The organism is Thermanaeromonas sp. DSM 22490 (genome assembly GCF_056378755.1).
This window is the reverse complement of sequence record NZ_JBJHHE010000002.1, coordinates 227,206-248,090: the sequence shown is the minus strand read 5'-3', so window position 1 is coordinate 248,090 and position 20,885 is coordinate 227,206. Positions and strand designations below refer to the sequence as shown.

General features: G+C 49.3%; 21 protein-coding genes and 1 tRNA gene. 6 read left to right on the top strand and 16 right to left on the bottom strand.

Annotated features, from left to right (window positions below; translation table 11 throughout):
- Positions 1-73: 73 nt before the first annotated feature.
- A complete protein-coding gene (locus tag AC1BI1_RS02815; RefSeq protein ID WP_476715745.1) occupies positions 74-1,039 on the bottom strand; it encodes a hypothetical protein in 966 nt (321 codons plus the stop codon).
- 120 nt (positions 1,040-1,159) lie between these two features.
- On the opposite strand from AC1BI1_RS02815, the gene AC1BI1_RS02810 reads away from it, so the two are divergent.
- Both AC1BI1_RS02810 and AC1BI1_RS02805 read left to right on the top strand, forming a co-directional pair.
- Positions 1,160-1,435 (top strand): hypothetical protein, encoded by a 276-nt coding sequence (locus AC1BI1_RS02810; RefSeq protein WP_476715744.1) that lies wholly within the window; start codon positions 1,160-1,162, stop codon positions 1,433-1,435.
- 111 nt (positions 1,436-1,546) lie between these two features.
- The gene (locus AC1BI1_RS02805; protein WP_476715743.1) at positions 1,547-2,401 is read left to right on the top strand and encodes a deoxyribonuclease IV; all 855 of its coding nucleotides are present in this window, start codon (positions 1,547-1,549) and stop codon (positions 2,399-2,401) included.
- A gap of 134 nt (positions 2,402-2,535) precedes the next feature.
- Here the strand turns inward: AC1BI1_RS02805 and AC1BI1_RS02800 are convergent, their stop codons facing one another.
- Positions 2,536-3,306 (bottom strand): nucleotidyltransferase domain-containing protein, encoded by a 771-nt coding sequence (locus AC1BI1_RS02800; protein WP_476715742.1) that lies wholly within the window; start codon positions 3,304-3,306, stop codon positions 2,536-2,538.
- Positions 3,307-3,448: 142 nt separating this feature from the next.
- On the opposite strand from AC1BI1_RS02800, the gene AC1BI1_RS02795 reads away from it, so the two are divergent.
- The 3 genes from AC1BI1_RS02795 (at position 3,449) to AC1BI1_RS02785 (ending at position 4,845) form a co-directional block, all read left to right on the top strand.
- Positions 3,449-3,907 (top strand): MarR family winged helix-turn-helix transcriptional regulator, encoded by a 459-nt coding sequence (locus AC1BI1_RS02795; RefSeq protein WP_476715741.1) that lies wholly within the window; start codon positions 3,449-3,451, stop codon positions 3,905-3,907.
- A complete protein-coding gene (gene arsM / locus AC1BI1_RS02790) occupies positions 3,904-4,731 on the top strand; it encodes an arsenite methyltransferase (RefSeq protein WP_476715740.1) in 828 nt (275 codons plus the stop codon). The genes AC1BI1_RS02795 and arsM overlap by 4 nt, the downstream gene beginning before the upstream one ends.
- Positions 4,732-4,769: 38 nt before the next feature.
- Positions 4,770-4,845: transfer RNA gene (locus AC1BI1_RS02785), tRNA-Glu, on the top strand.
- Between the two features lie 280 nt (positions 4,846-5,125).
- On the opposite strand, the gene AC1BI1_RS02780 is transcribed toward AC1BI1_RS02785, so the two are convergent.
- Positions 5,126-5,812, bottom strand: a complete 687-nt coding sequence (locus AC1BI1_RS02780) for a hypothetical protein (RefSeq protein WP_476715739.1) — start codon at positions 5,810-5,812, stop codon at positions 5,126-5,128.
- 754 nt (positions 5,813-6,566) lie between these two features.
- On the opposite strand from AC1BI1_RS02780, the gene AC1BI1_RS02775 reads away from it, so the two are divergent.
- Complete coding sequence (locus tag AC1BI1_RS02775) at positions 6,567-6,701, top strand: hypothetical protein (RefSeq protein ID WP_476715738.1); 135 nt, start codon at positions 6,567-6,569, stop codon at positions 6,699-6,701.
- A 77-nt stretch (positions 6,702-6,778) separates the two neighbouring features.
- Here AC1BI1_RS02775 and AC1BI1_RS02770 read toward each other — a convergent pair whose 3' ends face one another.
- The 13 genes from AC1BI1_RS02770 to AC1BI1_RS02710 all read right to left on the bottom strand — a co-directional run bounded on the left by AC1BI1_RS02770 (position 6,779) and on the right by AC1BI1_RS02710 (position 20,848).
- Positions 6,779-8,077, bottom strand: coding sequence for a methionine gamma-lyase family protein (locus AC1BI1_RS02770; protein ID WP_476715737.1), 1,299 nt, complete (start codon positions 8,075-8,077; stop codon positions 6,779-6,781).
- 29 nt (positions 8,078-8,106) lie between these two features.
- Positions 8,107-9,114 carry an AAA family ATPase gene (locus AC1BI1_RS02765; RefSeq protein ID WP_476715736.1) on the bottom strand — a complete coding sequence of 336 codons (1,008 nt, stop codon included), beginning with the start codon at positions 9,112-9,114 and terminating at the stop codon, positions 8,107-8,109.
- Between the two features lie 127 nt (positions 9,115-9,241).
- On the bottom strand, positions 9,242-9,634 hold the full coding sequence (locus AC1BI1_RS02760) for a DUF1540 domain-containing protein (RefSeq protein ID WP_476715735.1): 393 nt from the start codon (positions 9,632-9,634) through the stop codon (positions 9,242-9,244).
- A 137-nt stretch (positions 9,635-9,771) separates the two neighbouring features.
- Positions 9,772-10,020, bottom strand: a complete 249-nt coding sequence (gene hfq / locus AC1BI1_RS02755) for an RNA chaperone Hfq (RefSeq protein ID WP_476715734.1) — start codon at positions 10,018-10,020, stop codon at positions 9,772-9,774.
- A gap of 41 nt (positions 10,021-10,061) precedes the next feature.
- Positions 10,062-11,039, bottom strand: coding sequence for a tRNA (adenosine(37)-N6)-dimethylallyltransferase MiaA (gene miaA / locus AC1BI1_RS02750; RefSeq protein ID WP_476715733.1), 978 nt, complete (start codon positions 11,037-11,039; stop codon positions 10,062-10,064).
- Positions 11,026-12,855 carry a DNA mismatch repair endonuclease MutL gene (mutL, locus tag AC1BI1_RS02745; RefSeq protein ID WP_476715732.1) on the bottom strand — a complete coding sequence of 610 codons (1,830 nt, stop codon included), beginning with the start codon at positions 12,853-12,855 and terminating at the stop codon, positions 11,026-11,028. Before mutL ends, miaA begins: the two co-directional genes overlap by 14 nt.
- A gap of 12 nt (positions 12,856-12,867) precedes the next feature.
- Positions 12,868-15,489: a DNA mismatch repair protein MutS gene (gene mutS, locus AC1BI1_RS02740; RefSeq protein WP_476715731.1), complete on the bottom strand. Its 2,622-nt coding sequence runs from the start codon at positions 15,487-15,489 to the stop codon at positions 12,868-12,870.
- The gene (gene miaB, locus AC1BI1_RS02735; RefSeq protein WP_476715730.1) at positions 15,486-16,841 is read right to left on the bottom strand and encodes a tRNA (N6-isopentenyl adenosine(37)-C2)-methylthiotransferase MiaB; all 1,356 of its coding nucleotides are present in this window, start codon (positions 16,839-16,841) and stop codon (positions 15,486-15,488) included. The genes mutS and miaB overlap by 4 nt, the downstream gene beginning before the upstream one ends.
- A gap of 94 nt (positions 16,842-16,935) precedes the next feature.
- Complete coding sequence (locus AC1BI1_RS02730; protein ID WP_476715729.1) at positions 16,936-17,418, bottom strand: bifunctional nuclease family protein; 483 nt, start codon at positions 17,416-17,418, stop codon at positions 16,936-16,938.
- A gap of 29 nt (positions 17,419-17,447) precedes the next feature.
- Positions 17,448-17,891 carry a PPC domain-containing DNA-binding protein gene (locus AC1BI1_RS02725; protein WP_476715728.1) on the bottom strand — a complete coding sequence of 148 codons (444 nt, stop codon included), beginning with the start codon at positions 17,889-17,891 and terminating at the stop codon, positions 17,448-17,450.
- 31 nt (positions 17,892-17,922) lie between these two features.
- Positions 17,923-19,020 (bottom strand): DUF362 domain-containing protein, encoded by a 1,098-nt coding sequence (locus tag AC1BI1_RS02720; RefSeq protein ID WP_476715727.1) that lies wholly within the window; start codon positions 19,018-19,020, stop codon positions 17,923-17,925.
- Positions 19,021-19,055: 35 nt separating this feature from the next.
- Complete coding sequence (gene guaB, locus AC1BI1_RS02715; protein ID WP_476715726.1) at positions 19,056-20,510, bottom strand: IMP dehydrogenase; 1,455 nt, start codon at positions 20,508-20,510, stop codon at positions 19,056-19,058.
- Positions 20,511-20,620: 110 nt separating this feature from the next.
- A complete protein-coding gene (locus tag AC1BI1_RS02710) occupies positions 20,621-20,848 on the bottom strand; it encodes a helix-turn-helix domain-containing protein (RefSeq protein ID WP_476715725.1) in 228 nt (75 codons plus the stop codon).
- Positions 20,849-20,885: the final 37 nt, after the last annotated feature.

Genomic DNA, 20,885 nt, shown 5'->3' with positions numbered 1-20,885 from the left:
TCCTCAGTTCGTTTTCTGAGGAAGATTATCCCTTAAACTCGAGCACTGTGCCAAGGTGGGTTGTATTTGACGCTTACGGTACTTCAGCCGGGATATAGGGCTCAAAATAATAGATAGGCCCGTCACCTGGAGGAGCTAAAGGATTACTACCCCAATACCGAGGCCGGCGCTTAAGTTTAGCTTCGGTTAAAGGCAACTCCAGCCTGGGCGTTTCCTTATCAAGTTGTTTTTCTCCGTTATGGCTAACTTCTTTCACCTCCTCTTCCTGGGGCTCTTTTTCGTTGGATTTCATTTCTGCTCCATATTTTTGACCTTCCTCCTGCAGCTCCTCAACATCCTCACCTTTTTGCCCGTCCAAAGGAGATATCTTCTCTCTAGTTTGTTCCGCTAACGACACTATGGCTTTTTTGCCGTTTTCTCCCTTACTATCTATTTCCTCTTTAACCTCAGTAAGCTTTCCCTTCCTGTTAGCTAACGATTGCGCTATATCATCAGTTTCGGGTTTATAACTCGAACAGTTACCTAAGGGATCGTCTACAACTCCTTGGTACAAGCCCCTGAAATAACGGGTTATCCCTTCAACAATCCTGTTTTCTAGGCGCTTACGTACATCCTCCAAAATACTGGAGCCATGTAATTCCAGCAATACAGCAGGTACTTCGCTATCCTGCAAAAGCCTGAAGTAGGTAGGCCGGATTATATGTTCCCATTTCTTAGCCAGGGAATAATTAATCCCATCTCTATTTAGGAGCATTTCTTGAACGATAGCGGCGATAACCGCTAAGCTCTCCTCTGCTTTTTTAAAAGAATGGAAAAACCTTAAAGTAGGCTCTTGGAATGTCCTATCCAAAGAACGATCCGCTATTACTAAGAGTAAATTAGCCTGCCATAGACGGAAAAGTTTACCATTGCTAGACTTAGGAGGCAGTCCTAGTACCCGGAAGCTACGCTCTTCTAAGGCGACACCTAACCTTTCCAGAAAATCTTGGAAAGATGGACCCGGTGCGCCTAGCGCTCTAAGAATAATGGTGGTGTTCAATTCTTTCCCCCTCCTAGCTATGAAGATTGACCATTAATAGCATATTGAACAGGGGGAGGAGAATGTGAACAAATAACAGCATAAAATAGAGAGAGCAAATCCATTAGGAGGTGGCGCTCCGTGAGCTTTTATATCAAGGAGATCAAGGCTTTGATGGGTTCTGGGAAATGGGGTAGCCAGGAGGCTACTATTACCCTTATCATTACTAACATGAAAACTGAAGAAGATGCCCGGAAATTAGTAAATACTTTACAAACCCTTCCAGGTGTAAGTAGCGTGGTACCTTTCCCTAGCCACCGGCGTCTTATGATTACTTATAACTCCTCGCAAATAACCCTAGAGACTATAGGTTATCATATCACCCAGCTAGGTTACCACTACCTTCATAAGATTTGAAAGACTTGCTAGCGGAAGGGCCTGGGAGGCCCTTTTTCTCTTAAAAAGTTTGACAGGCAAGCCGAAGTAATGTAAGGTAAAGGTAAAAATTTAACCCTTGAGGAGGCTAACATGCGTTTAGGTGCTCACTTAAGTATTGCGCAGGGGCTACCTCAAGCTGTATCGATGGCTAAGCGGATCGGTGCCAACACCTTTCAATACTTCACCCGTAACCCCCGGGGTGGTCGTGCCCGTCAAATAGGAGAAACAGAAATAAAGGACTGGCTGGAAGTAAGGGCCAAAAACGATATCTACCCAGTAATAGCCCATCTTCCTTATACTGTCAACTTGGCTGCCCTTCCTGGAAAATTACGGGACTTCGCCGCTTTAGTTTTAAAGGAAGATCTAGAACGAGTAAAACTAATCGGAGGAGAGTATATTGTAACTCACCCGGGCCGGCATAAAGGGGATATAACAGAAGCCTTAAAGCGTTTGGCAACCATTATTCGAGAAAATTTCCTGCATGGGCAGGTTCATGGTCCCATGTTGCTTTTAGAGACTATGGCTGGACAAACAGGTGAATTGGGAAGCCTCGATGAACTCCGTCAGGTTCTGGACCTTTTGGACTGGCCTCCTCAAGTGGGGATATGCCTGGATTCTGCCCATCTTTTCGCTGCTGGATGGAATTTGAAAAGCCCTGCAGGTTGTGATGATCTAGTAGCTGCCCTAGAGGATAAATTGGGGCTAGAAAGGATCAAAGTGTTACACCTCAACGACTCCTTAGCCTCTTTAGGAAGTAACCGGGACCGTCATGCTTGTATCGGTGAAGGAGAATCGGGAGAAGAGGGCATCAGCGCTATCATAAACCATCCTTTTCTGAGCTCCCTGCCTATGATTTTAGAGACCACAGTAGAAAAATACGAGGACTATGGAAAGGAAATAGCTAGGGTTCTCAGTCTTTACAAGCAAAGGGCCGAAGAGACATAAGCCTCAACAGCAGCATAGGAATGCTGTTGACAGCAGCGTTTAAACGGCGCGGACCTGGCTGTGGGCATAAAGTCCCCATCCTGATAGAATTTACAGGTTAAAAAAACCGCAAGGCCGCGATGATATAACCGGGCTCAGAATGTTCGAGCCCTTTCCAATACCTCTTCCACCTGCACGGCATAATCGGCCAACAGGTGTATCCCCTGGTGCAGGTATTCCCATTTATTTATAGTCACATCCCGTCTGGTTAAAATTTCTATAGCCTCCGTTAGAAAAGAAAACACTCGCCGGGAAATAACTCCAGCTTCGGCCAAGACCAAAGGTAACTGCGTTCTTTTCTGGGGCACCGGTAATTTCAGCCTGACCACCGTGCGGTGGGCTAGGTTAAGGCAGGTACGCAGCACCGCCTCGTAGCGGGCAAACACCTGCCCGCGTGCCGCCCGGACGATCCAGGATGCCTTGAGCCGGCAAGCGGCTATTCGAGCTTCTTCCGGTGAAGGGCGGCCCCTCTGAAAGGCTAGTGCCTCTAGCTCAGATTGAAAGTTGGCATCCGGAGTGTATATAGGCAGGGCACCGGCCAGCATCCAGGGCAAAGAGGGCAGGGTGTGGGAAGTATTGAGGACCACGACTTCCACCGGGTAAAAAAGCCATTCCGTCCAGGGATCGGGATTATAATTAGGGAAAAGAGTCTGTACCAGACAATGTTCAAGATCTTCGGCCAGGTCCATGGCCGCATACCGATCCGGGCACAGAGAAGGATAAACGCCGATACCCACATCAACATCACTTAAAGGGGTGGCCGTACCATCGGCGTAAGACCCCATGAGATAAGTCACCGCTACTGCCGGTCTATTGCTGACTTGGGCTTTTATTTCTTTGATTATATCCTCCCGTCGCAATATCATGGCACCAAATGTTCCTCACTTATAAGTTTATGACACCATTATATCACCATTTCTGTTTTGTATTTATTCCCTTTTTTCAAGCTCTCTACATTGCTTGCATAATGCAACATATGTATGATACAATTATTCTGGGTGAGAAAACATGGAGTATGAATTACCAGTAGTCCGCCTGCGCCAGTTGCTAGCTGAACTAGCCCGGGCTATGCAGTTGTTGGAAAAAAGCGAAGTGGGTTGCTGCGGGATAACCCTTTCGCAGTGCCACCTGCTGCTGGAAGTCTCCCGCCGAAAGGGAGGAAAAACCTCCTTGAGCGAGCTGGCCGCAGCACTGGAGCTGGATTTGAGCACCGTCAGCCGGGTGGCCGACGGGCTGGTACGCCGAGGACTTTTGAAACGAGAAGCCGATCCCTGGGACCGCCGCCGGTTAGTACTGTTTTTAACGGACAGCGGCCGGGAACTGGTGGAGGTTATCAACCGAGGCATTAACGAGTACGTCCAGGAGATTTTAAGGCAGATACCCACGGAAAAACGGCAGGTCGTCCTGGAAGGGCTAAGCCTACTTGTTGAAGCCATAAAAAAACTAGAGGGGGGCTGTTGCCAGTGAGTGATTCTTTAAAAAAGACCGTGAAAGAAAGATATGCTGCGGCGGCCAGGATGGTACAAGCAGGCGAGACGGGAAGCTGCTGCACCTCGGGAGGATGCTTCGGGAGCTGTAACTATACCCCGGAGGAAACAGCGGGCTTGCCCCGCGAGCTGCTCAATGCTTCCCTTGGCTGCGGTAACCCCATCGCTCTGGCAGATTTAAATGAGGGTGAAGTGGTCTTGGACCTCGGTAGCGGGGCCGGGCTGGATGTTCTACTGAGTGCACAGCGGGTGGGACCGAAGGGGAAGGTATACGGCCTGGATATGACCGAGGAAATGTTAGCCCTGGCCGAAGAATACCGGCGCCGGAGCGGGCTGACCAATGTAGAGTTCTTAAAAGGCGATATAGAAAACATCCCCTTGCCGGACAATCATGTTGATGTAATCATCTCCAACTGTGTTATCAATCTGGCTGCGGATAAACCTAAAGTGTTCAAGGAAGCCTTCCGTGTCCTCAAACCTGGCGGTCGCTTGGCCGTTTCCGATATGGTTTGGCGGAAAGAGGTACTTGCCCGTCTACGGCAAAACGTTGAGCTTTGGACCGGCTGCGTTGCCGGCGCCCTGACGGAGACGGAATACCGTCGGCTGTTGAAAGAAGCGGGTTTCATCAATGTGGAACTGAAGATAATCCGTGTCTTTGATCAGTCTGAGCTATCCAAGGGATTTCTAAGTTGTGAAGTGGAAGAAGAAGTGGCATCCTATATCGACTCTCTGGCCAGCGCCTTTATCCAGGCACGTAAACCCGAGAGTAATTGGTTAACAGTTGGTGATCGGGCGGAGGATTGACGAAATAGGGTAAACATGATATAATTAACCCCGCATGGGGCCCTATCGTCTAGTGGACTAGGACGCCGCCCTCTCACGGCGGAAACCGGGGTTCGAATCCCCGTAGGGCTACCAAATTGAATAATTTCAACGTTTCCGGGCTTCGCCCCGGAATTTTTATTGCCCAAAACCTTGCCAGGGACACCGCTCTGCCTTTGATTAATCCTTTTCAACCCGGCGCATTCGTTTACCCCTCCTTAGCCTTAGGGTTCCCGTCTATATCCGGTAGTCCTGGGGACCCGGCCACGATATAGCCATCTTCGCCTTGGGTGAGGAATACGGGGAACTTCATATTGCGCTCCTCCCTTTCCCTCCACCGCCGAAACTGGTTGGCCCTTCGTCGCTTAACTAATCTTCACCTTTTGGAGAGGGTTAGAGCACCCTTGCAGTAGGGTAAAATCTGATCGACGCCCACAATTAAAGGCCAGTCAAGATTTAGCCCACTCACCCGGGTAAAGGCAACCTTATCCCGGTTCCAACCGTTCCAGGTAAGAAGCGGTCTTATGCTTGTGGGGAAGAAAAGATAGTCTCCTTGAGGCCGGCTCCAAGAGCCCCTTTCTCCTTTAAGGGAGAAAGTAAATTGGCCGTGTACTGTCCAGCAGAGGAGGTGATTAGCCCTGCTACTTAAGAGAAGGGGATAACTATCTGGTATCCCTAAAGTTTTCCCTAGGACATAGGTTGCTACTTGAGGCGTACTATTGGCTGTTGTGTACCAGTATATTTGATACTCTTCTCCCTGGGGTTTCCAAGCAAAAGAGTAAATCTCAAAACTGCTGTCAGAAATATCCATAAAGTACACATAACACTTAACTTCCTTGGGTCCCTCGAGCAATAGGGAAGGGGAGGACCAATTCCCCTGATAAAAGGTATAAAATATTTTCTTTACATTTTGCTTTATCTCCTCCCAGCAGACAAAAAGATCTTCTCCTCCCCACAGTTGAATGCATAAAGGTTCCCCGTACAATCTAAAAGGAAGGTTCTTTATAAACCATCGTTCATGGTAACGGATAAGGTGTATCCCTTCCCCTTGCAAGCCTAACAAAATATGTGTCTTCCCAGTATTATCCACCATTAAAGTATATAAACGCTCACACCTCTGAATGGGGAGAGGTAGACTATACCAGCGCTGTCCCTCCCAATAAGAATAGATATACTGGTTTCCAAGCAATTTAAGCAACAAGTGCAAACGTCCTTTTTTATCTATGGCTCCCAGAAAGGAGGCAATCTCTTCTAGGGGATAACCTACTAAGGTGTAGCTATAAGAAAGCGACCCTGGGGAAGAACATATCCTCCACATATCACCATCTGGTGTCGTGAATAAAAACATCGTTTTATACTTAATCCCCCGCCTAAAGTGACAGAATGCTTGATCCCAGTAAAAAATTATATAATAGGGACACGGAGATATATGCTAAAAACCAGGGGATTTAATAATGTTACCTGCCGAAACTAAGGAAACATATAAAATTTGGAAAGGAGGGGCTTACCCCTGAGGGCTCGCCTGCTCCTTGGGTTGGAAGAAGAAACGAGCTAGGAGAGCTCCGTGTAACAAGCCCATGGGATAAGCTAACCATGCGAGCCAGCGCAACCAACTTCTTTGTTCTCTGCCGTTCCTCATTGCACGAGCTCGAAACATAGGCCATCCCTCCTATGTATTAGTTTCCGTCGATTAATGTTTTCTATGCTCCGCTTAACCTTCAAACCATTAATTACCATGTTCGCGCCCCTGTAAAAACTGTCCTCGTTTCGCAAAATAAACATAACACTTAATAAAAAAAAAGGAGAATGGACACCAGATGAAGAAAAAATTTAGACTCAGCCGGAACCTACGCAACCAGGATAGACGTTCTCAATTCCGCGCTCGAGAGTTGCACCGCATCCGGGGCAATCAAATAATAGTTGATCCCGAAAGAGGGCCGGAAAATAAGTAAGAACCCGAGAGGCCATAGTTATGTTCAGAGGGGCAAGTTAACATAATGATTATTATCGGAAGCAGCCGATACGGCCATTAGAGCCGGTAAATTTCCTGAGCAGCCATAAGCAAAGCTATTTTGGTATAGGCCATAGATACTCCCCCTTGCAGGAAAACTGTATAAGGAGGCTTGACTGGAGCATCAGCGCTTAATTCCAAAGAAGCTCCCTGGATAAAAGTGCCCCCGGCCATAATAATTTGCTCTTTATAACCTGGTAAAGGCGCGGGTTCGGGCTGAGCATGGGCTTCTACCGGGCTACCCCGCTGTAATCCACGACAAAAGGCTACTAATGCTTCCCGGCTGCCTAGAGTAATTGTTTGTACAATATCATATCTGGCCTCCCACGGCAAAGGTTCCACAGGGTATCCCAATTTATGGAAGAAAACAGCAGCCAAAATGGCCCCTTTTAAAGCTTCCTTTACTGCCCAAGGGGCTTGAAAGAGGCCCTGGTAGAAAAGGCGCTTGCCAGCAAAGGCTCCCAGTTCTTTGCCTAATCCAGGGGCGGTCAAAGAAGCGGCCACTTCTTCTATTAAATCTTCCCGTCCCACAACATAACCTCCTCCTGGTGCCAGGCCACCGCCGGGATTCTTAATCAGGGAGCCTGCAGTTAGATCTGCTCCCACGTCAGGGGGCTCTACTTCTTCTACCAACTCGCCGTAACAATTATCCACCAGGCACAGGGTTTGCGGTGAAGCTTGTTTGACTGTTTTTATTACCTTGCCGATGGTATAAACGCTTAAGGCCGGACGCGTTTGATAGCCGCGAGAGCGTTGAATAAGGCATAGACGCGGTTTAAGCCTCTCAGCCTCTCGAGCCAGGGTGGCAAAATCCGGTTGGCCTTGGTCAGTCAGATCGACCTGGGCATAGCCGATGCCCTTACTGGACAGGCTGCCTCTCACAGTCTTGCCTATGCCGATCACCGTCGCCAGGGTATCATAGGGTTTTCCGCAGGCAGCTAGGATAGTATCCCCGGGGCGCAGGAGACTATTCAGGCAGAGACTCAAAGCATGGGTGCCGGAAACAATTTGAGGTCTGACCAAGGCGGCTTCTCCTCCGAATACCCGGGCATAAAGTTTTTCTAGAGTATCACGGCCCAGGTCGCCATAACCGTAACCGGTAGAATCTTGAAAATGAAACTCATTAACACCTAGCTCCTGAAAGGCTTTGAGAATCTTGTAATGGTTTAACGTACTTACTACTTCTATGCGGTGGAACCAACCCTGCTGCCGACTTTCTTCTTCGGCTGCCAAAAGTTCCTTTATAAGCCACGGGTCGATAGCAAAGTAATCCCGGATAACCTCGATTTCTGAATATTGCTCATCTGCTATAAACAATGGCCTCTTAGCCCCTTCCTTTTTACGGCTTACGGAGGATTATTATAGCAGATCTGGTAATGCTCCTGAAGACCTGATTTCAAATCTCTGAAGCTATCCCTTAAACCCCTTATGTTACTGAGGCCGGCTAAATCCTCTTCGGTGATAACCATGAGCTCCTCCCTGGAAACCGCAACTTTCTCTGTTAACCGGATAGCCTGCCGGCGAATAGCTTTTTCGACAATATTGCGAACCATACGCGCATTGCCGTTGTAGCGATGCCCAAAAATAATTTCCCGCCTTAAAATTCGCTCCAACTCAAGTCGTGCTTCTAAGGTAAGAAAATATTGGCGATCCTTTAACATAACTTCGGCTATGCTTAAGAGTTCTGTTACCGAATAATCAGGGAATTCTAGGTGAATGGGAAAGCGCGAGCGCAGGCCGGGATTGGTTTCTAGAAAATAATCCATTTCTTCTTTATAGCCAGCCAGGATCAGAATGAGATTTTCCCGGTGGTCTTCCATGCCTTTCACCAGAACGTCAATGGCCTCCCGCCCGAAATCCTTTTCGCCTCCCCTGGCCAGAGAATAAGCCTCATCAATAAAAAGAACACCTCCCAGGGCTTTTCGCAACTGTTCCCGTGTTTTATGGGCGGTATGGCCGATGTATTCCCCTACCAGGTCGGCTCGTTCTACTTCCACTAAATGCCCCTGGGACAACAACCCCATCTCCTTAAAGAGACGGCCAAGTAAGCGGGCTACTGTACTCTTCCCGGTTCCCGGGTTACCCTTAAAGATCATGTGCAAGCTCATGGGTGAAGTCAGAAGACCTTCCGCCTGTCTTCTTTTTTGTATTTCTACATAGGCCCGTATTTCCCTGATCAATTCCTTAACATGAGCCAGGCCGATCAATTTGTCCAGTTCATGCATAAGGGACTCTATTTTTTCGGCTGATTCTTCTTTATCGGATCGCCCTCTCTCTTTAAAGGAAGCATACCCTGCTCTTTTATTTGATGCTTTCCCCGGGCCAAAAGCGATTTTAACCTGCACCTCACTCACCCCACTCTCTCCTGTTTTCAATAAGAAATTATATGCTCACCCCTCCTCCAATAGCGAGGTGCAGTACTGGCTAAGGTGCTCATGAAGTGAGGTGCAATGGCGCGGTTGTCCAGGGAAAGGCTCAAGTTTATCCATTGCCCTTAGGCTTAAAGGTATAACAATTGGTGTCCTGGGATTCGTCAGCGTTGGCACCCACGACATCGATCTTTTCTGCTATGCAGCGGTTGCCTTCGACCCAGTATTGGCAGCTATTAACCGTACAGGTTACCGAAGGATAAAGTTCTCCACCGGGTAACAGGGTGCTGGCTACCAGTTCACCCCAGTTAACATTATCCAGAGACCCCAAGGTGTTGGCTAAACCCCGCCGGCTATAGAAAGTCTTGCATTGGGTGTGCTCGGATATTTGGGACATTTTTTCTTCCTCTTCATGGGTAATATCAATGTTGCTAGCATTGCAGCGATCGCCCTTCATCCAGTGGGTACAGGTGTTAACAATACACTTTACCTTGGGTCCAGCCATATTGTTCCCCTTCCCTTTAAAGTTTTTCCCAGGTGTAGTGTTGTTCAATATAGGCATACTTATGCAAAACAATAGAGAAGCTCCCGCTCAAACAGTCGGGAGCTTCTTAGAATAAGCTTGCTTGCCGTAATGTAAGATTACTTTTTTTCCTCAGCTTTATTTTCTACCACTAGACTTACAGGCTTATGAGGAACCACCGTGGAAATGGCATGTTTGTAAACCATCTGCTGTTTGCCTTCCGAATCTAACAGCACTGTGAAGTTATCAAAACCCCGTACCACCCCTCTGAGCTGAAATCCATTAACCAAGTAGAGGGTTACGGGTATATTCTCCTTGCGTATCTGGTTCAGGAAAATATCCTGCAGGTTCCCTTGAGCTTTGTTCATTTTGTCCCCTCCAGGCTGGTATTTTTTGTTTTTAGTATACCCTATTCTACATTAATACCCAATTGTCCTGCCATCCAGCGAGTGATGGCGCTAGAAATTTCCTCAATCTCACCAGGCTTAACTTCCCACCAAACTATACGCGGATCCCGCCTAAACCAGGTTAACTGCCTTTTGGCATAGCGCCTGGTATTGCGCTTTAAAAGCTCAATAGCCTCCATAAGACTTAGCTGCCCTTGGAGGTAAGCTATTGTTTCCTTATATCCTAAGGCCTGTAAAGCAGGCAAATCAGCACTATAACCTTTAAGCAGCAGGCCTCTCGCCTCTTCTACCAGCCCGGCTTCTATCATTTTATCTACGCGCTCATTGATGCGTCTATAAAGCAGTTTCCGCTCCATAGTCAAACCGGCCAGGGCCAGGCGATAGGGTGACTCTGTCAAACCCTTGCGCCAGGTAGTAGATATGGGCTGGCCAGTTAATATATATACTTCTAAAGCACGGATTATACGCTTTTGATCGTGGGGATGAATACGCCTAGCTGCTGCCGGATCTACCCTTTGTAAAAGCTGGTAGAGATAGTCATTGCCGTGCCGCTCAGCCTCTTCCTTTAACCGGGCCCGCAAAGCTTCATCCCGGGCTCCGGGGGCAAAAAAATAAGGGTCCACAACAGCTTGAAAGTATAGCCCGGTTCCCCCTACCAGTAGGGGTATACGCCCCCTCACATGAATGTCTTTAATCACCTCTCGCGCCAGCCGCTGATAATCGGCTACGCTGAAGGGTTCATCAGGATCCACAATATCAATGAGATGGTGTTTAATGGGTTTGCCTGTTTTACTTACCTGCTGGTGAGGCAATAGTTTGGCAGTGCCTATATTCAGTCCTCTATAAATCTGGACAGAATCCACCGAAACTATTTCCGCATCCAGGCCAGCAGCTACTTCCAGGGCTATTTCCGATTTGCCTACAGCCGTGGGCCCCACAATGGCAGCTAAAGGTGGTTTCTCAGTTCTATCTTTGCCCAAGGGCAAGAGTTCCCCCTCCACCGGGTACTCCCGTCCGATTAAAATAGCGAGCTAGTTCCGCCCGGCTTATTTTCACAATGGCCGGGCGCCCATGGGGACAAGTATAAGGATGCTGGGCCGTGGTTAGCTGGCTAATAAGCATTTCCATTTCTTCCTGGGAAAGACGGTCACCGGCTTTAACAGCTCCCTGGCAGGCCATTAATTTTAATAATTTTTCCTCCAAGGTCCCCAGACTTTCCGGTAGCTCTTCCTTCAATAATTCTTCCAGCACCTCTTTTTCTTTACCAGTTGGAATACCGGCCGGGGCGCCCCGCAGTAAAAAGGTATTAGTCCCAAAGGGTTCAATGGCAAACCCCACATCCCCCAGGTTCTTTAGCTTAGTAATCAACTCCAGGGATTCCGGGGCTGTCAGCTTCAGCACTTGGGGAGGTTCCAAAAGTTGGGTGGCCCAGCCCTGGCTGTTGCGCTGGCGTTGTAAATGTTCAAAGCGGTAGCGCTCATGAGCAGCATGCTGGTCAATAATATAGAGCCCTTCCTCACCTTCGGCCAGAATATAAGTATTTAGCACCTGCCCTATTACTCTTAAAGCCGGTAAACTCCCCCCTATCTCTTCTCCCCTCTTTTCCCTTCCCTCCCCTTTCTCCCATATATAAAAGGAGAAGTCCTGCTGGCGGGCCCTTGTTACCTTATCAGTTTCCTCATATGTGTAATTCCTGCTTTCGGCAACCAGGTTCTCCGGCACCATTATTGCCTTATCAGCTTCACCATAGGTAAAATATTCCCTCGCCGGTAAGTTTAACTGCTTTCTGGCCACGGCTTGCGGGGTCTTAAGGGCATCTCTGACGGCCCGGCCCAGGCGAGCAGCCAGGGCTTCTTCATCTTTTATCCTGATGACCAATTTGGCAGGGTGGACGTTGACATCTAACCACGAAGCAGGGAGACTTAAGTGTAAAATAAAAACAGGATGTCTATGTGCAGGAATTAAACTATCGTAGGCTGCTTCTATTTCCTGGTTGATGGTCCTGCTTAGTATGTAACGGCCGTTTACTATCAAAATCTGCTGCTCTCGCCCGTAGCGGTGCAGCCAGGGAGGTGAAATGAAGCCATAATAGCTGGCTCCTTCCTCCATTACCTCCCTTACCGGCAATAGGGTCTGAGCTGTCTCTAAGCCCCAAATAGCCGCTACACTCGAGCGCAAGTCATTGTTACCCGGGGTGCTCAAAGAGCGCCGACCTTCAATGAAAAGTTGAAAGGCAATTTCCGGATGAGCCAGGGCCAGACGCTCAACCACACTGGCTACCTGTGCAGCCTCGGTAGCGGGCTTTTTCAAGTAACGCCGCCTGGCCGGCGTATTAAAAAAAAGATCGGTGACCGTGACTACTGTTCCTTCCCGGCAACCCGCTTCCTCTACAGCTAGTTCCTTACCTCCTTCTATCTTTACTCGGGTACCCAAAATTGCACCGGGCGGCCTGGTAAGCATCTCCACCCGCGCTACCGCAGCAATACTCGGCAGAGCTTCTCCCCGGAAACCCAGGGTTTGTATGCAAAACAAATCTTCCGCCCGGCGGATCTTGCTGGTGGCATGGCGAGCGAAGGCCAGGACCGCATCCTCGGCATCCATACCCCAGCCGTCGTCCTGGACGCGGATGTATTCCTTTCCCCCGCCCTTAATTTCTACTCTTATATGCTTGGCCTGAGCATCAATGGCATTTTCTATTAGCTCTTTAACGACGGAGGCCGGGCGCTCTACTATTTCGCCCGCGGCAATCTGGTTGGCTGTTTGGGGATCTAAAATAACGATCTTGGGTCGCGACATATCGTATCCTCCTTAACCCCACCACCTCAGCTGATACTCATTTCTCCGGTATTTTCGCCGGCTCGCTAGCTTTTTCTGCCAGTTGAAAATAGCCTGCATAGCTTCTAGAGGGGTCTTGGCAAAAAGGTTGTACCCTTCTATCTCTTTCAATATTTCTAGTCCTACCTCGTTTTCATTTATTATTTCGCCGTTTGCTTCAGCTCCTTTTTCTTCACCCTTTTCTTCCTCCTGGGAACTGTTGAGCAACTCCCCTGCCCGCCGTAGAACCTCTTCTGGCAACCCGGCTAAGCGCGCTACGTGCAAACCGTAACTCTTATCAGTACCCCCGGGCACAATGGTATGTAAAAATATAATGTTTTCCCCTTCTTCCCTTACCGCTACACTATAGTTTTTTACTCCGGGCAAGTACTTCTCCAGCTCTACCAGTTCATGGTAGTGAGTGGCAAAAAGAGTGCGGCCTCCAATACGGTCATGGATATATTCTATTACAGCCCGGGCTATACTTAAACCATCGGTAGTGCTGGTTCCCCTCCCCACTTCGTCTAAAATAATGAGGCTGCGCCTAGTGGCCTGCCGCAAAATATAGGCCACTTCCTGCATCTCCACCATAAAAGTGCTTTGCCCGGCAAAGAGGTCGTCGCTGGCGCCTACTCGAGTTAGAATCCTGTCCACCAGGCCGATTTTAGCGGAGCTAGCGGGGACAAAGCTGCCTATTTGAGCCAGCAGTACTATAAGGGCCACCTGCCGGATATAGGTGGACTTGCCGGCCATATTAGGTCCGGTAATGATATGTAACCGTCGGGAAGCGCAATCCAATAAGGTATCGTTGGGAACAAAATCCTTGTCCTTTACTACCCTTTCCACCACTGGGTGGCGCCCCTGGCGAATCTCAATTACCTCTCCTTCATCTATAACGGGACACGTGTAATTATAATCAGCAGCCACCGTGGCCAAAGAGTTCAGCGCATCTAGCACACCCAGGGCCTTAGCCGTCCCTTGAATGCGGGGTAATACCCCTAACACTTTAGAACGCAGTTCTTGAAAAAGTTGGTATTCTAGTTCTTGCAACCTCTCTTCGGCCCCTAGCACCTGCTGCTCTAACTCTTTTAAGCGAGGAGTAATAAAGCGCTCAGCATTGGCCAACGTCTGTTTTCTTTCGTAATCTTCCGGCACCAAAGCCAGATTGGGGCGCGTAACTTCAATATAGTAACCGAAGACCCGGTTATACCCCACCTTGAGGGATTTAATACCCGTGCGTTCCCTTTCCTGGTTCTCCAGCCCGGCAATCCATTCCCGCCCGTGGCTCAACGCCTCCCGTAAGCGGTCTACTTCAGGATGGAACCCGGCCCTTATAAGGCCCCCTTCCTTTATACCGGCCGGAGGATCATCCACCAAAGCTTTAGCGATAAGCCCGGTGATCTCCGTTACTGCATCCAGTCGCTGGGACAATTTCTGCAAAAGGGAAGAGGTGGCCTCTTCCAGGGCCTCTTTAAGGGGGGAGACTACTTCCAGGGACTGGCGCAAGGCCTGTAAATCCCTGCCACCGGCCGTACCGTAGGCCACCCGACCCACCAGGCGTTCCAGATCCTTGACTTGTTTTAAAAGCCCGTAGATCTTCTGGCGCAGGAGGAAATTATGGACCAGCTCAGCTACGGCTTCCTGCCGCTCCCTTATGGCCTCCAGCTTAATCAAGGGCCGCTCTACCCACTGCTTTAAGGTCCGGCCCCCCATAGCGGTGGCCGTGCGGTCCAATACCCAGAGCAGGGAACCTTGACGGCCGCGATCCCTCCCGGCCGCTGTCAATTCTAGGTTCCGGCGTGTGGCCTGGTCTAAAGCCATATGAGTAATTTCATCCATCAGGGTTGGAGGTTCTAGGTGGGCCAAAGAGTTCTTTTGCGTAGCCACGATGTAGCTTAAAGCCATGGCCGCGGCCACTAGAACCTCCCCGCCCGCATCGAGGCGCCAGTGGTCACCGAAATGCCCTTGTAAAATATTTAGGGCTGTGTCCGGCGTCAAACCCTGGTCCCAAGGGGTAAAGATTCCGGAACAGTAAAAGCGCAAGCGCTTTACAAAATTAGTATCCTTTGTCCAGCAGGAAGGTAAAAGGCATTCTGCGGGTTCTAAACGCACAAGTTCATCCGCCAGTTCAGGGAAGCTTGTACATAAATTCAGGCGGAACTCACCGGTGGAAACATCAACCCAGGCTAGACCATAGCGTTCCTGCTGCGGCATAATGGCAGCCAGATAATTATTCCCCTTTTCCGGCAGAACTTTATCGTCGGTGATAGTGCCCGGGGTTATTACACGCACAACCTCACGGCGTACCAGCCCTTTAGCTAGGCGGGGGTCCTCCACCTGTTCGCAGATGGCAACTTTATACCCTTTGGCCACCAGCCGGGCTATATAGTTATCGGCCGAATGATAGGGCACCCCGCACATAGGAGGGGCATCTTCCCCTGATTCGCGGGAGGTTAAAACCAGCCCCAGCTCCTGGGAGGCTACCACGGCATCCTCGAAAAACATCTCATAAAAATCGCCCAGGCGAAAAAAGAGGATGGCATCTTTATGCTGATCCTTTAGCTCCTTATATTGTTGCATCATGGGAGTTAAGCTTGGGCCCCTGTCTTTTTTCATGCCGCAACTTCCCCTTTAAGCAGCCAGGTCTGCGCTAAGGTTATCTTAACCCGGACAAGTTTCCCTATCAGATCTTCCGGGCCGGGGAAAATAACCAATTTATTGGTCCGGGTACGCCCGCACAATTTAGTAGGATCGTTCTCGCTGGGCCCCTCCACCAGCACCTCTACCTCCTGGCCTACCAGGACCTCATTTTTTGTCCTACTGATCCGGTATTGTAAATCCATTAAGCGTTGCAAGCGCTCCTTCTTTACTTCTAAGGGAAGCTGGCCCGGTAAGGTAGCGGCTACCGTACCTTTGCGGGGAGAGAACATAAAGGTAAAGGCGTTATCAAACTGGACGCGCTCTACCAGATCTAAAGTATCGGCAAAATCCTCTTCTGTTTCTCCGGGAAAGCCGACAATTATGTCGGTGGTTATGCTTACTCCGGGGATATACTGGCGAAGATTGTCCACCAGTGCCATATACGCCTCTCGGGTGTAACCCCTATTCATTAGCTGGAGTATCCGGTTGCTCCCAGCCTGGACCGGTAAGTGGACGTGCTCGCAAACCTTGTTCAGGCGGCTAAGGGTTTGAACAAGTTCCAGGGTAAAATCACGGGGATGGGAAGTCATGTAACGGACGCGCCTAAGCCCTTCAATTCCATTGACCATCTCCAAAAGCCTGGCAAAGTTTATATCTCCCTCCAGATCTTTACCATACGAATTTACATTCTGACCCAGGAGCATTACCTCCAAGACACCATCGGCCACCAGGCCCTCAATTTCCCGTATAATATCTTCCGGCCGGCGGCTTCGCTCCCTGCCCCGCACATAGGGTACGATGCAGTAAGAACAGAAATTATTGCAGCCATAGCTTATAGTGACTAAAGCCTTGGCCCCGCCTGCCCTCCGGAGGGGCAAACCTTCTACTATCTCTCCTTCTTTTTCCCAAATGGCCTCCACTGGCTGGTTTAAAAGTGAAACCTGCTCCAGTAAGCGGGGTAGCTCATGGATATTATGGGTCCCATAGATTAAATCTACATGGGGTGCCCGCTGGCGCATTTTTTCCGCCGCCCCCGGCTGCTGCGTCATGCAGCCGCCCACGGCGATTATTAAATCAGGATTTTTGCTTTTAAGCCGGGCCAGCTGCCCCAGTTTGCCGTAAACCTTGTTTTCCGCTTTTTCCCGTACGCAGCAAGTGTGCAGTATGATAATATTGGCCTGTTCTGGAGCCGGGGCTTGTTGGTAACCTTCTTGTTCTAATAATCCTGCTATGGTCTCGGCATCTCTCTCATTCATCTGACAGCCGTATACTTTGATCCAGTAGGTCTTCACTGAAGCCTTTTCCTCCTGCTTTGTTGTTCTGCCCATATATTTAATTATAGCTTGCTCATAGGGTTTACACAAAGGGCGATAAAAAAGCCGCCTTTTTTAGCCGGCGGCCAGGACATCTTTCTAGCGAGGCTTAATGTAAAGACTTTTTATCTATATCGGGCTTATTTTTTTCCAGTAATTCTTGGAAGTCTTCTCCCTGTTCCTCTCCTATTAAATCTTCTAACGCTAAAGTATAAGCAGCCACCTTTTCCGTAATGTAGAGAGGCGCATTCGTCCTTAGAGCTAGAGCGATGGCATCGCTAGGACGAGCATCTACTACCACTTCTTTGCCCTGGTGGGTCAAGTATAATTCCGCATAATAAACACCATCGCGGACATCCTGCACTAGCACCCGGCTAACCTTAGCTCCTAGGCTTTCACATAAGGAACGCAGCAGGTCGTGGGTCATGGGCCGGTGGCTGAGTATCCCTTGCATAGCCATGGCAATGGCTTGCGCCTCGAAGGGCCCTACCCAGATGGGCAACACTTGTGACTCTTCCTGATCAACAAGGAGCACTACTGGGCTCATGCTTTGATCCAGGACAATTTGCTTTACCTTAACTGGTATGAGCACTTAAACCCACCTCCCTGCGCCGTAATCTTCTATACCCAAAGATACAACCCCGTTAGTTCATCGTATACCCTTTCCGGTGGTGCTGGCAAAGCTAATTCCTGAATAAAAACCTCGCCGGCCAACATAACCGTCCCCTCTAAAAGATGCCCTCCCAAAACCTTTCCTTCTTGGTTCAAAAAAGTTACATGAGCATGAACGAAGGGGCGACCTTCTTTCAGGCTTACATTGCCCAAACCTGAAAGAATCTCCATGGGTTCTTCTAAGTTGAAGGTAACAAATTCTTTGCGATCTTGCAAGTAGTAACCTACTTTGGCTTTTTGCACCCCTCCAAGAAATTTAATCCAGCCGAAGCGAATATCATGTTCCTCCACAATCTTCTGCAAAGCGATTAATAAATCTACTCCATAGGCCAGGCGGAAGGCTAGAACTCTGCCCGGCCTGCTTTCCCATTTCTTAAAATATAGATTCGTCATTTTTGCCCAACCTCCTGCCATTCTGGCCTGCTCAAACCTGGATTAAAGTATATTTTCTGCTCCCGAGGCCTATTTCCTCCCCATAGGCTAGCTGGTGAGTCCCATCATAGCCGCTGATAGCCAGGAATTTATCCTGAACTTCCCCTTTACCTTCCAGCCGCGTGCTGGGTAAAGGCGGCTGGGCATTAACCAAGTCCAGGCTAGCCTGATCTATGGCTACCGGATCATAAGAAGCCAGAATACCTACATCTCCTACGATGGCGGCATCATTCCAGGAATTGCAGTCACATTCCGGCGATACATGGGTAACAAAGTTAAAGAAGGCCACCTTGCCAGCTTTGTTTTGCAGTGCTCCGTAAGCATACTCCACTATTTTTTCTTGCAATACTCCCGGATCCGACTTAAAGTTGGGTTTAATGGCTCGGCGCGGGCAAGTAACGGTACACTCGCCGCAGCCTATACATTTTTCAGGATCAATTACAGCATGTTCTGCGACTGTAATGGCCCCGGCCGGGCACCACTTAAGGCACCTGCCGCAAGCCGTACATTTCTGGGCGTTAACTACTGGCAAAACGTCAGAGTGCATCATTTGTTTACCGCTGGGGCTGCCGCATCCCATCCCCAGGTTCTTTAGGGTTCCGCCAAAGCTGGTAAGCTCATGCCCCTTAAAATGGCTTAACACTACCATAGCATCGGCATGGTAGATGGCGCTGCAAATTTTTACTTCCTTAAACCGCTTAAGGTTAACCGGTACATTGATATAATCTTTGCCGTTCAAACCATCGGCAATAATTATAGGTGCACCCACCACGGCATAGGCAAAACCATTCTCTATGGCCGTTTGCAAGTGATCCACAGCATTGGAACGTGAACCCACATAAAGGGTGTTGCTGTCCGTTAAAAAGGGCTTGCCGCCCTGCTGCCGAATTAAATCCACTATCCGGCGGACAAAGGCCGGGTGGATATAGGCTAAATTGCCTTTCTCACCAAAATGAATCTTAATAGCTACCAGGTCTCCCTGGGCGATAACTTTATTAAAGCCAGCTCTATGCCAAAGGCGTTCCACTTTATCTATTAAATTTTTCCCTTTTTCCGTCCGCATATCAGACCAAAAAACGTCGGCTACCATATCCTCCGCTTCCTCTCCTCCGCTCAAAGGGTAATTTATATGCGATAATTGGGCGCTTCTTTAGTAATCATTACATCATGGGGATGGCTTTCCCTTAAACCAGCCTGAGTGATGCGGATAAACCGCCCTTTCTCCTGCAGCTCGGCTATAGTCCGGGTTCCCACATAGCCCATGCCCGCCTTAAGCCCGCCTACCAGCTGGAAAAGGGTCTCGGATACAGGCCCTTTATAAGGCACCCGGCCTTCAATGCCTTCAGGCACCAGTTTATCGGCCTCTTCCTGGAAATACCGATCTTTGCTGCCTTCTTTCATGGCCGCCAGGGAACCCATGCCGCGGTAACTCTTAAAACTACGCCCCTGGTAAATTTCGATCTCCCCAGGGCTTTCCTCCGTCCCGGCCAACAAACTGCCGATCATGACGGTGCTGGCTCCGGCAGCAATGGCCTTGGTAATATCGCCGGAATACTTAATGCCTCCATCGGCGATAACCGGTACTCCTTTTTCCCTGGCCACCCGGGCACAGTTCAAGATAGCTGTTAGCTGGGGGACACCTATGCCGGCAATAACCCTGGTGGTGCAGATGGACCCCGGCCCTACACCTACTTTTACGGCATCCACTCCGGCTTCAATTAAAGCTAAGGCCCCTTCCGCCGTGGCCACATTGCCACCTACCACTTCTAGAGAAGGGTATTTTTTCTTGATTTGGGCCACAGTCCGGAGGACATTTTCCGAGTGGCCGTGGGCAGTATCCACCACTATAACATCCACCCCGGCAGCCACCAGAGCTTCTACCCGTTCCATAGTATCCTGGCCTACACCTACTGCTGCCGCCACCAAAAGCCTGCCTTTCCTATCCTTGGCGGAGTTGGGATATTTCCGGGCCTTTTCAATGTCTTTAATGGTAATTAGGCCCTTAAGGTTGAAATGCTCATCTACCAGGGGCAATTTTTCTATTTTGTGGCGGCGCAAAATCTCCTTGGCTTCCTCCAGCGTGGTACCCACGGGCGCAGTTACCAGGTTATCTTTGGTCATTACTTCGCCGATGGGCCGGCTGTAATCCTGTTCAAAGCGGATATCGCGATTAGTAATAATTCCTACCAGTTTGCCGTCTACTGTTATCGGTACACCAGAAATATGATAATGCTCCATAATCTTGACCGCTTCCCCGACGCTGTGTTCGGGGCTCAGGTAAATGGGATCGGTAATGACACCGTGTTCGGATCTCTTAACCCGGTCTACCTCTTGGGCTTGCCGCTCAATGGACATATTTTTATGAATAACCCCTATACCGCCCTCCCGGGCCATGGCAATGGCCATCCGGGTTTCGGTGACCGTATCCATCCCGGCGCTAGCAATAGGAATGTTAAGCCGGACATTGCGGGTAAAATAAGAACTGACGTCTACTTCTCGCGGCAAAACGGCTGAAGCAGCCGGCACTAAGAGGACATCATCGAAAGTAAGGCCTTCTCCGATAACTTTATCCTCCAGCAAACAACCCCCTCCTCCCTAGATTTTATCGGCCTTCACTGAATTAGCAGCCCCGCGGAGGAAGACCGAACCCGTTTATTGCCTATTATAGCGTAGGCGAGAGGGGAAGTAAACTAATCCTGTCCCATAATTGACTGCAAACCATAACGTTCAAAATGATCCCGTAAACGGCTGATAACTTCTGGAGATACGCCGAAGGCTTTGGCCATTTCCGTATCCGATTTATTAGCCGCCAATCCTGCCATCAGGGCATCAAAATCAATGCCTACTTCAGCAGCCATAGTTTTTAAGCTGGGCTGGGTACTCCAGGGAACCCGACTTTGGGTAAAGGTTTCAGGCATAATGAATAAACCTCCTTCCGGAGGTAGTGTGCCTCGG

What these genes read in the sequence shown, in the direction of transcription:
- AC1BI1_RS02805 (WP_476715743.1), top strand. Translation starts at nt 1,547, where the DNA reads ATGCGTTTAGGTGCTCACTTAAGTATTGCGCAGGGGCTACCTCAAGCT.
- AC1BI1_RS02800 (WP_476715742.1), bottom strand. Translation starts at nt 3,306, where the DNA reads ATGATATTGCGACGGGAGGATATAATCAAAGAAATAAAAGCCCAAGTC.
- AC1BI1_RS02795 (WP_476715741.1), top strand. Translation starts at nt 3,449, where the DNA reads ATGGAGTATGAATTACCAGTAGTCCGCCTGCGCCAGTTGCTAGCTGAA.
- AC1BI1_RS02775 (WP_476715738.1), top strand. Translation starts at nt 6,567, where the DNA reads ATGAAGAAAAAATTTAGACTCAGCCGGAACCTACGCAACCAGGATAGA.
- AC1BI1_RS02760 (WP_476715735.1), bottom strand. Translation starts at nt 9,634, where the DNA reads ATGGCTGGACCCAAGGTAAAGTGTATTGTTAACACCTGTACCCACTGG.
- hfq (WP_476715734.1), bottom strand. Translation starts at nt 10,020, where the DNA reads ATGAACAAAGCTCAAGGGAACCTGCAGGATATTTTCCTGAACCAGATA.
- mutL (WP_476715732.1), bottom strand. Translation starts at nt 12,855, where the DNA reads ATGTCGCGACCCAAGATCGTTATTTTAGATCCCCAAACAGCCAACCAG.
- mutS (WP_476715731.1), bottom strand. Translation starts at nt 15,489, where the DNA reads ATGAAAAAAGACAGGGGCCCAAGCTTAACTCCCATGATGCAACAATAT.
- miaB (WP_476715730.1), bottom strand. Translation starts at nt 16,841, where the DNA reads ATGGGCAGAACAACAAAGCAGGAGGAAAAGGCTTCAGTGAAGACCTAC.
- AC1BI1_RS02725 (WP_476715728.1), bottom strand. Translation starts at nt 17,891, where the DNA reads ATGACGAATCTATATTTTAAGAAATGGGAAAGCAGGCCGGGCAGAGTT.
- AC1BI1_RS02720 (WP_476715727.1), bottom strand. Translation starts at nt 19,020, where the DNA reads ATGGTAGCCGACGTTTTTTGGTCTGATATGCGGACGGAAAAAGGGAAA.
- AC1BI1_RS02710 (WP_476715725.1), bottom strand. Translation starts at nt 20,848, where the DNA reads ATGCCTGAAACCTTTACCCAAAGTCGGGTTCCCTGGAGTACCCAGCCC.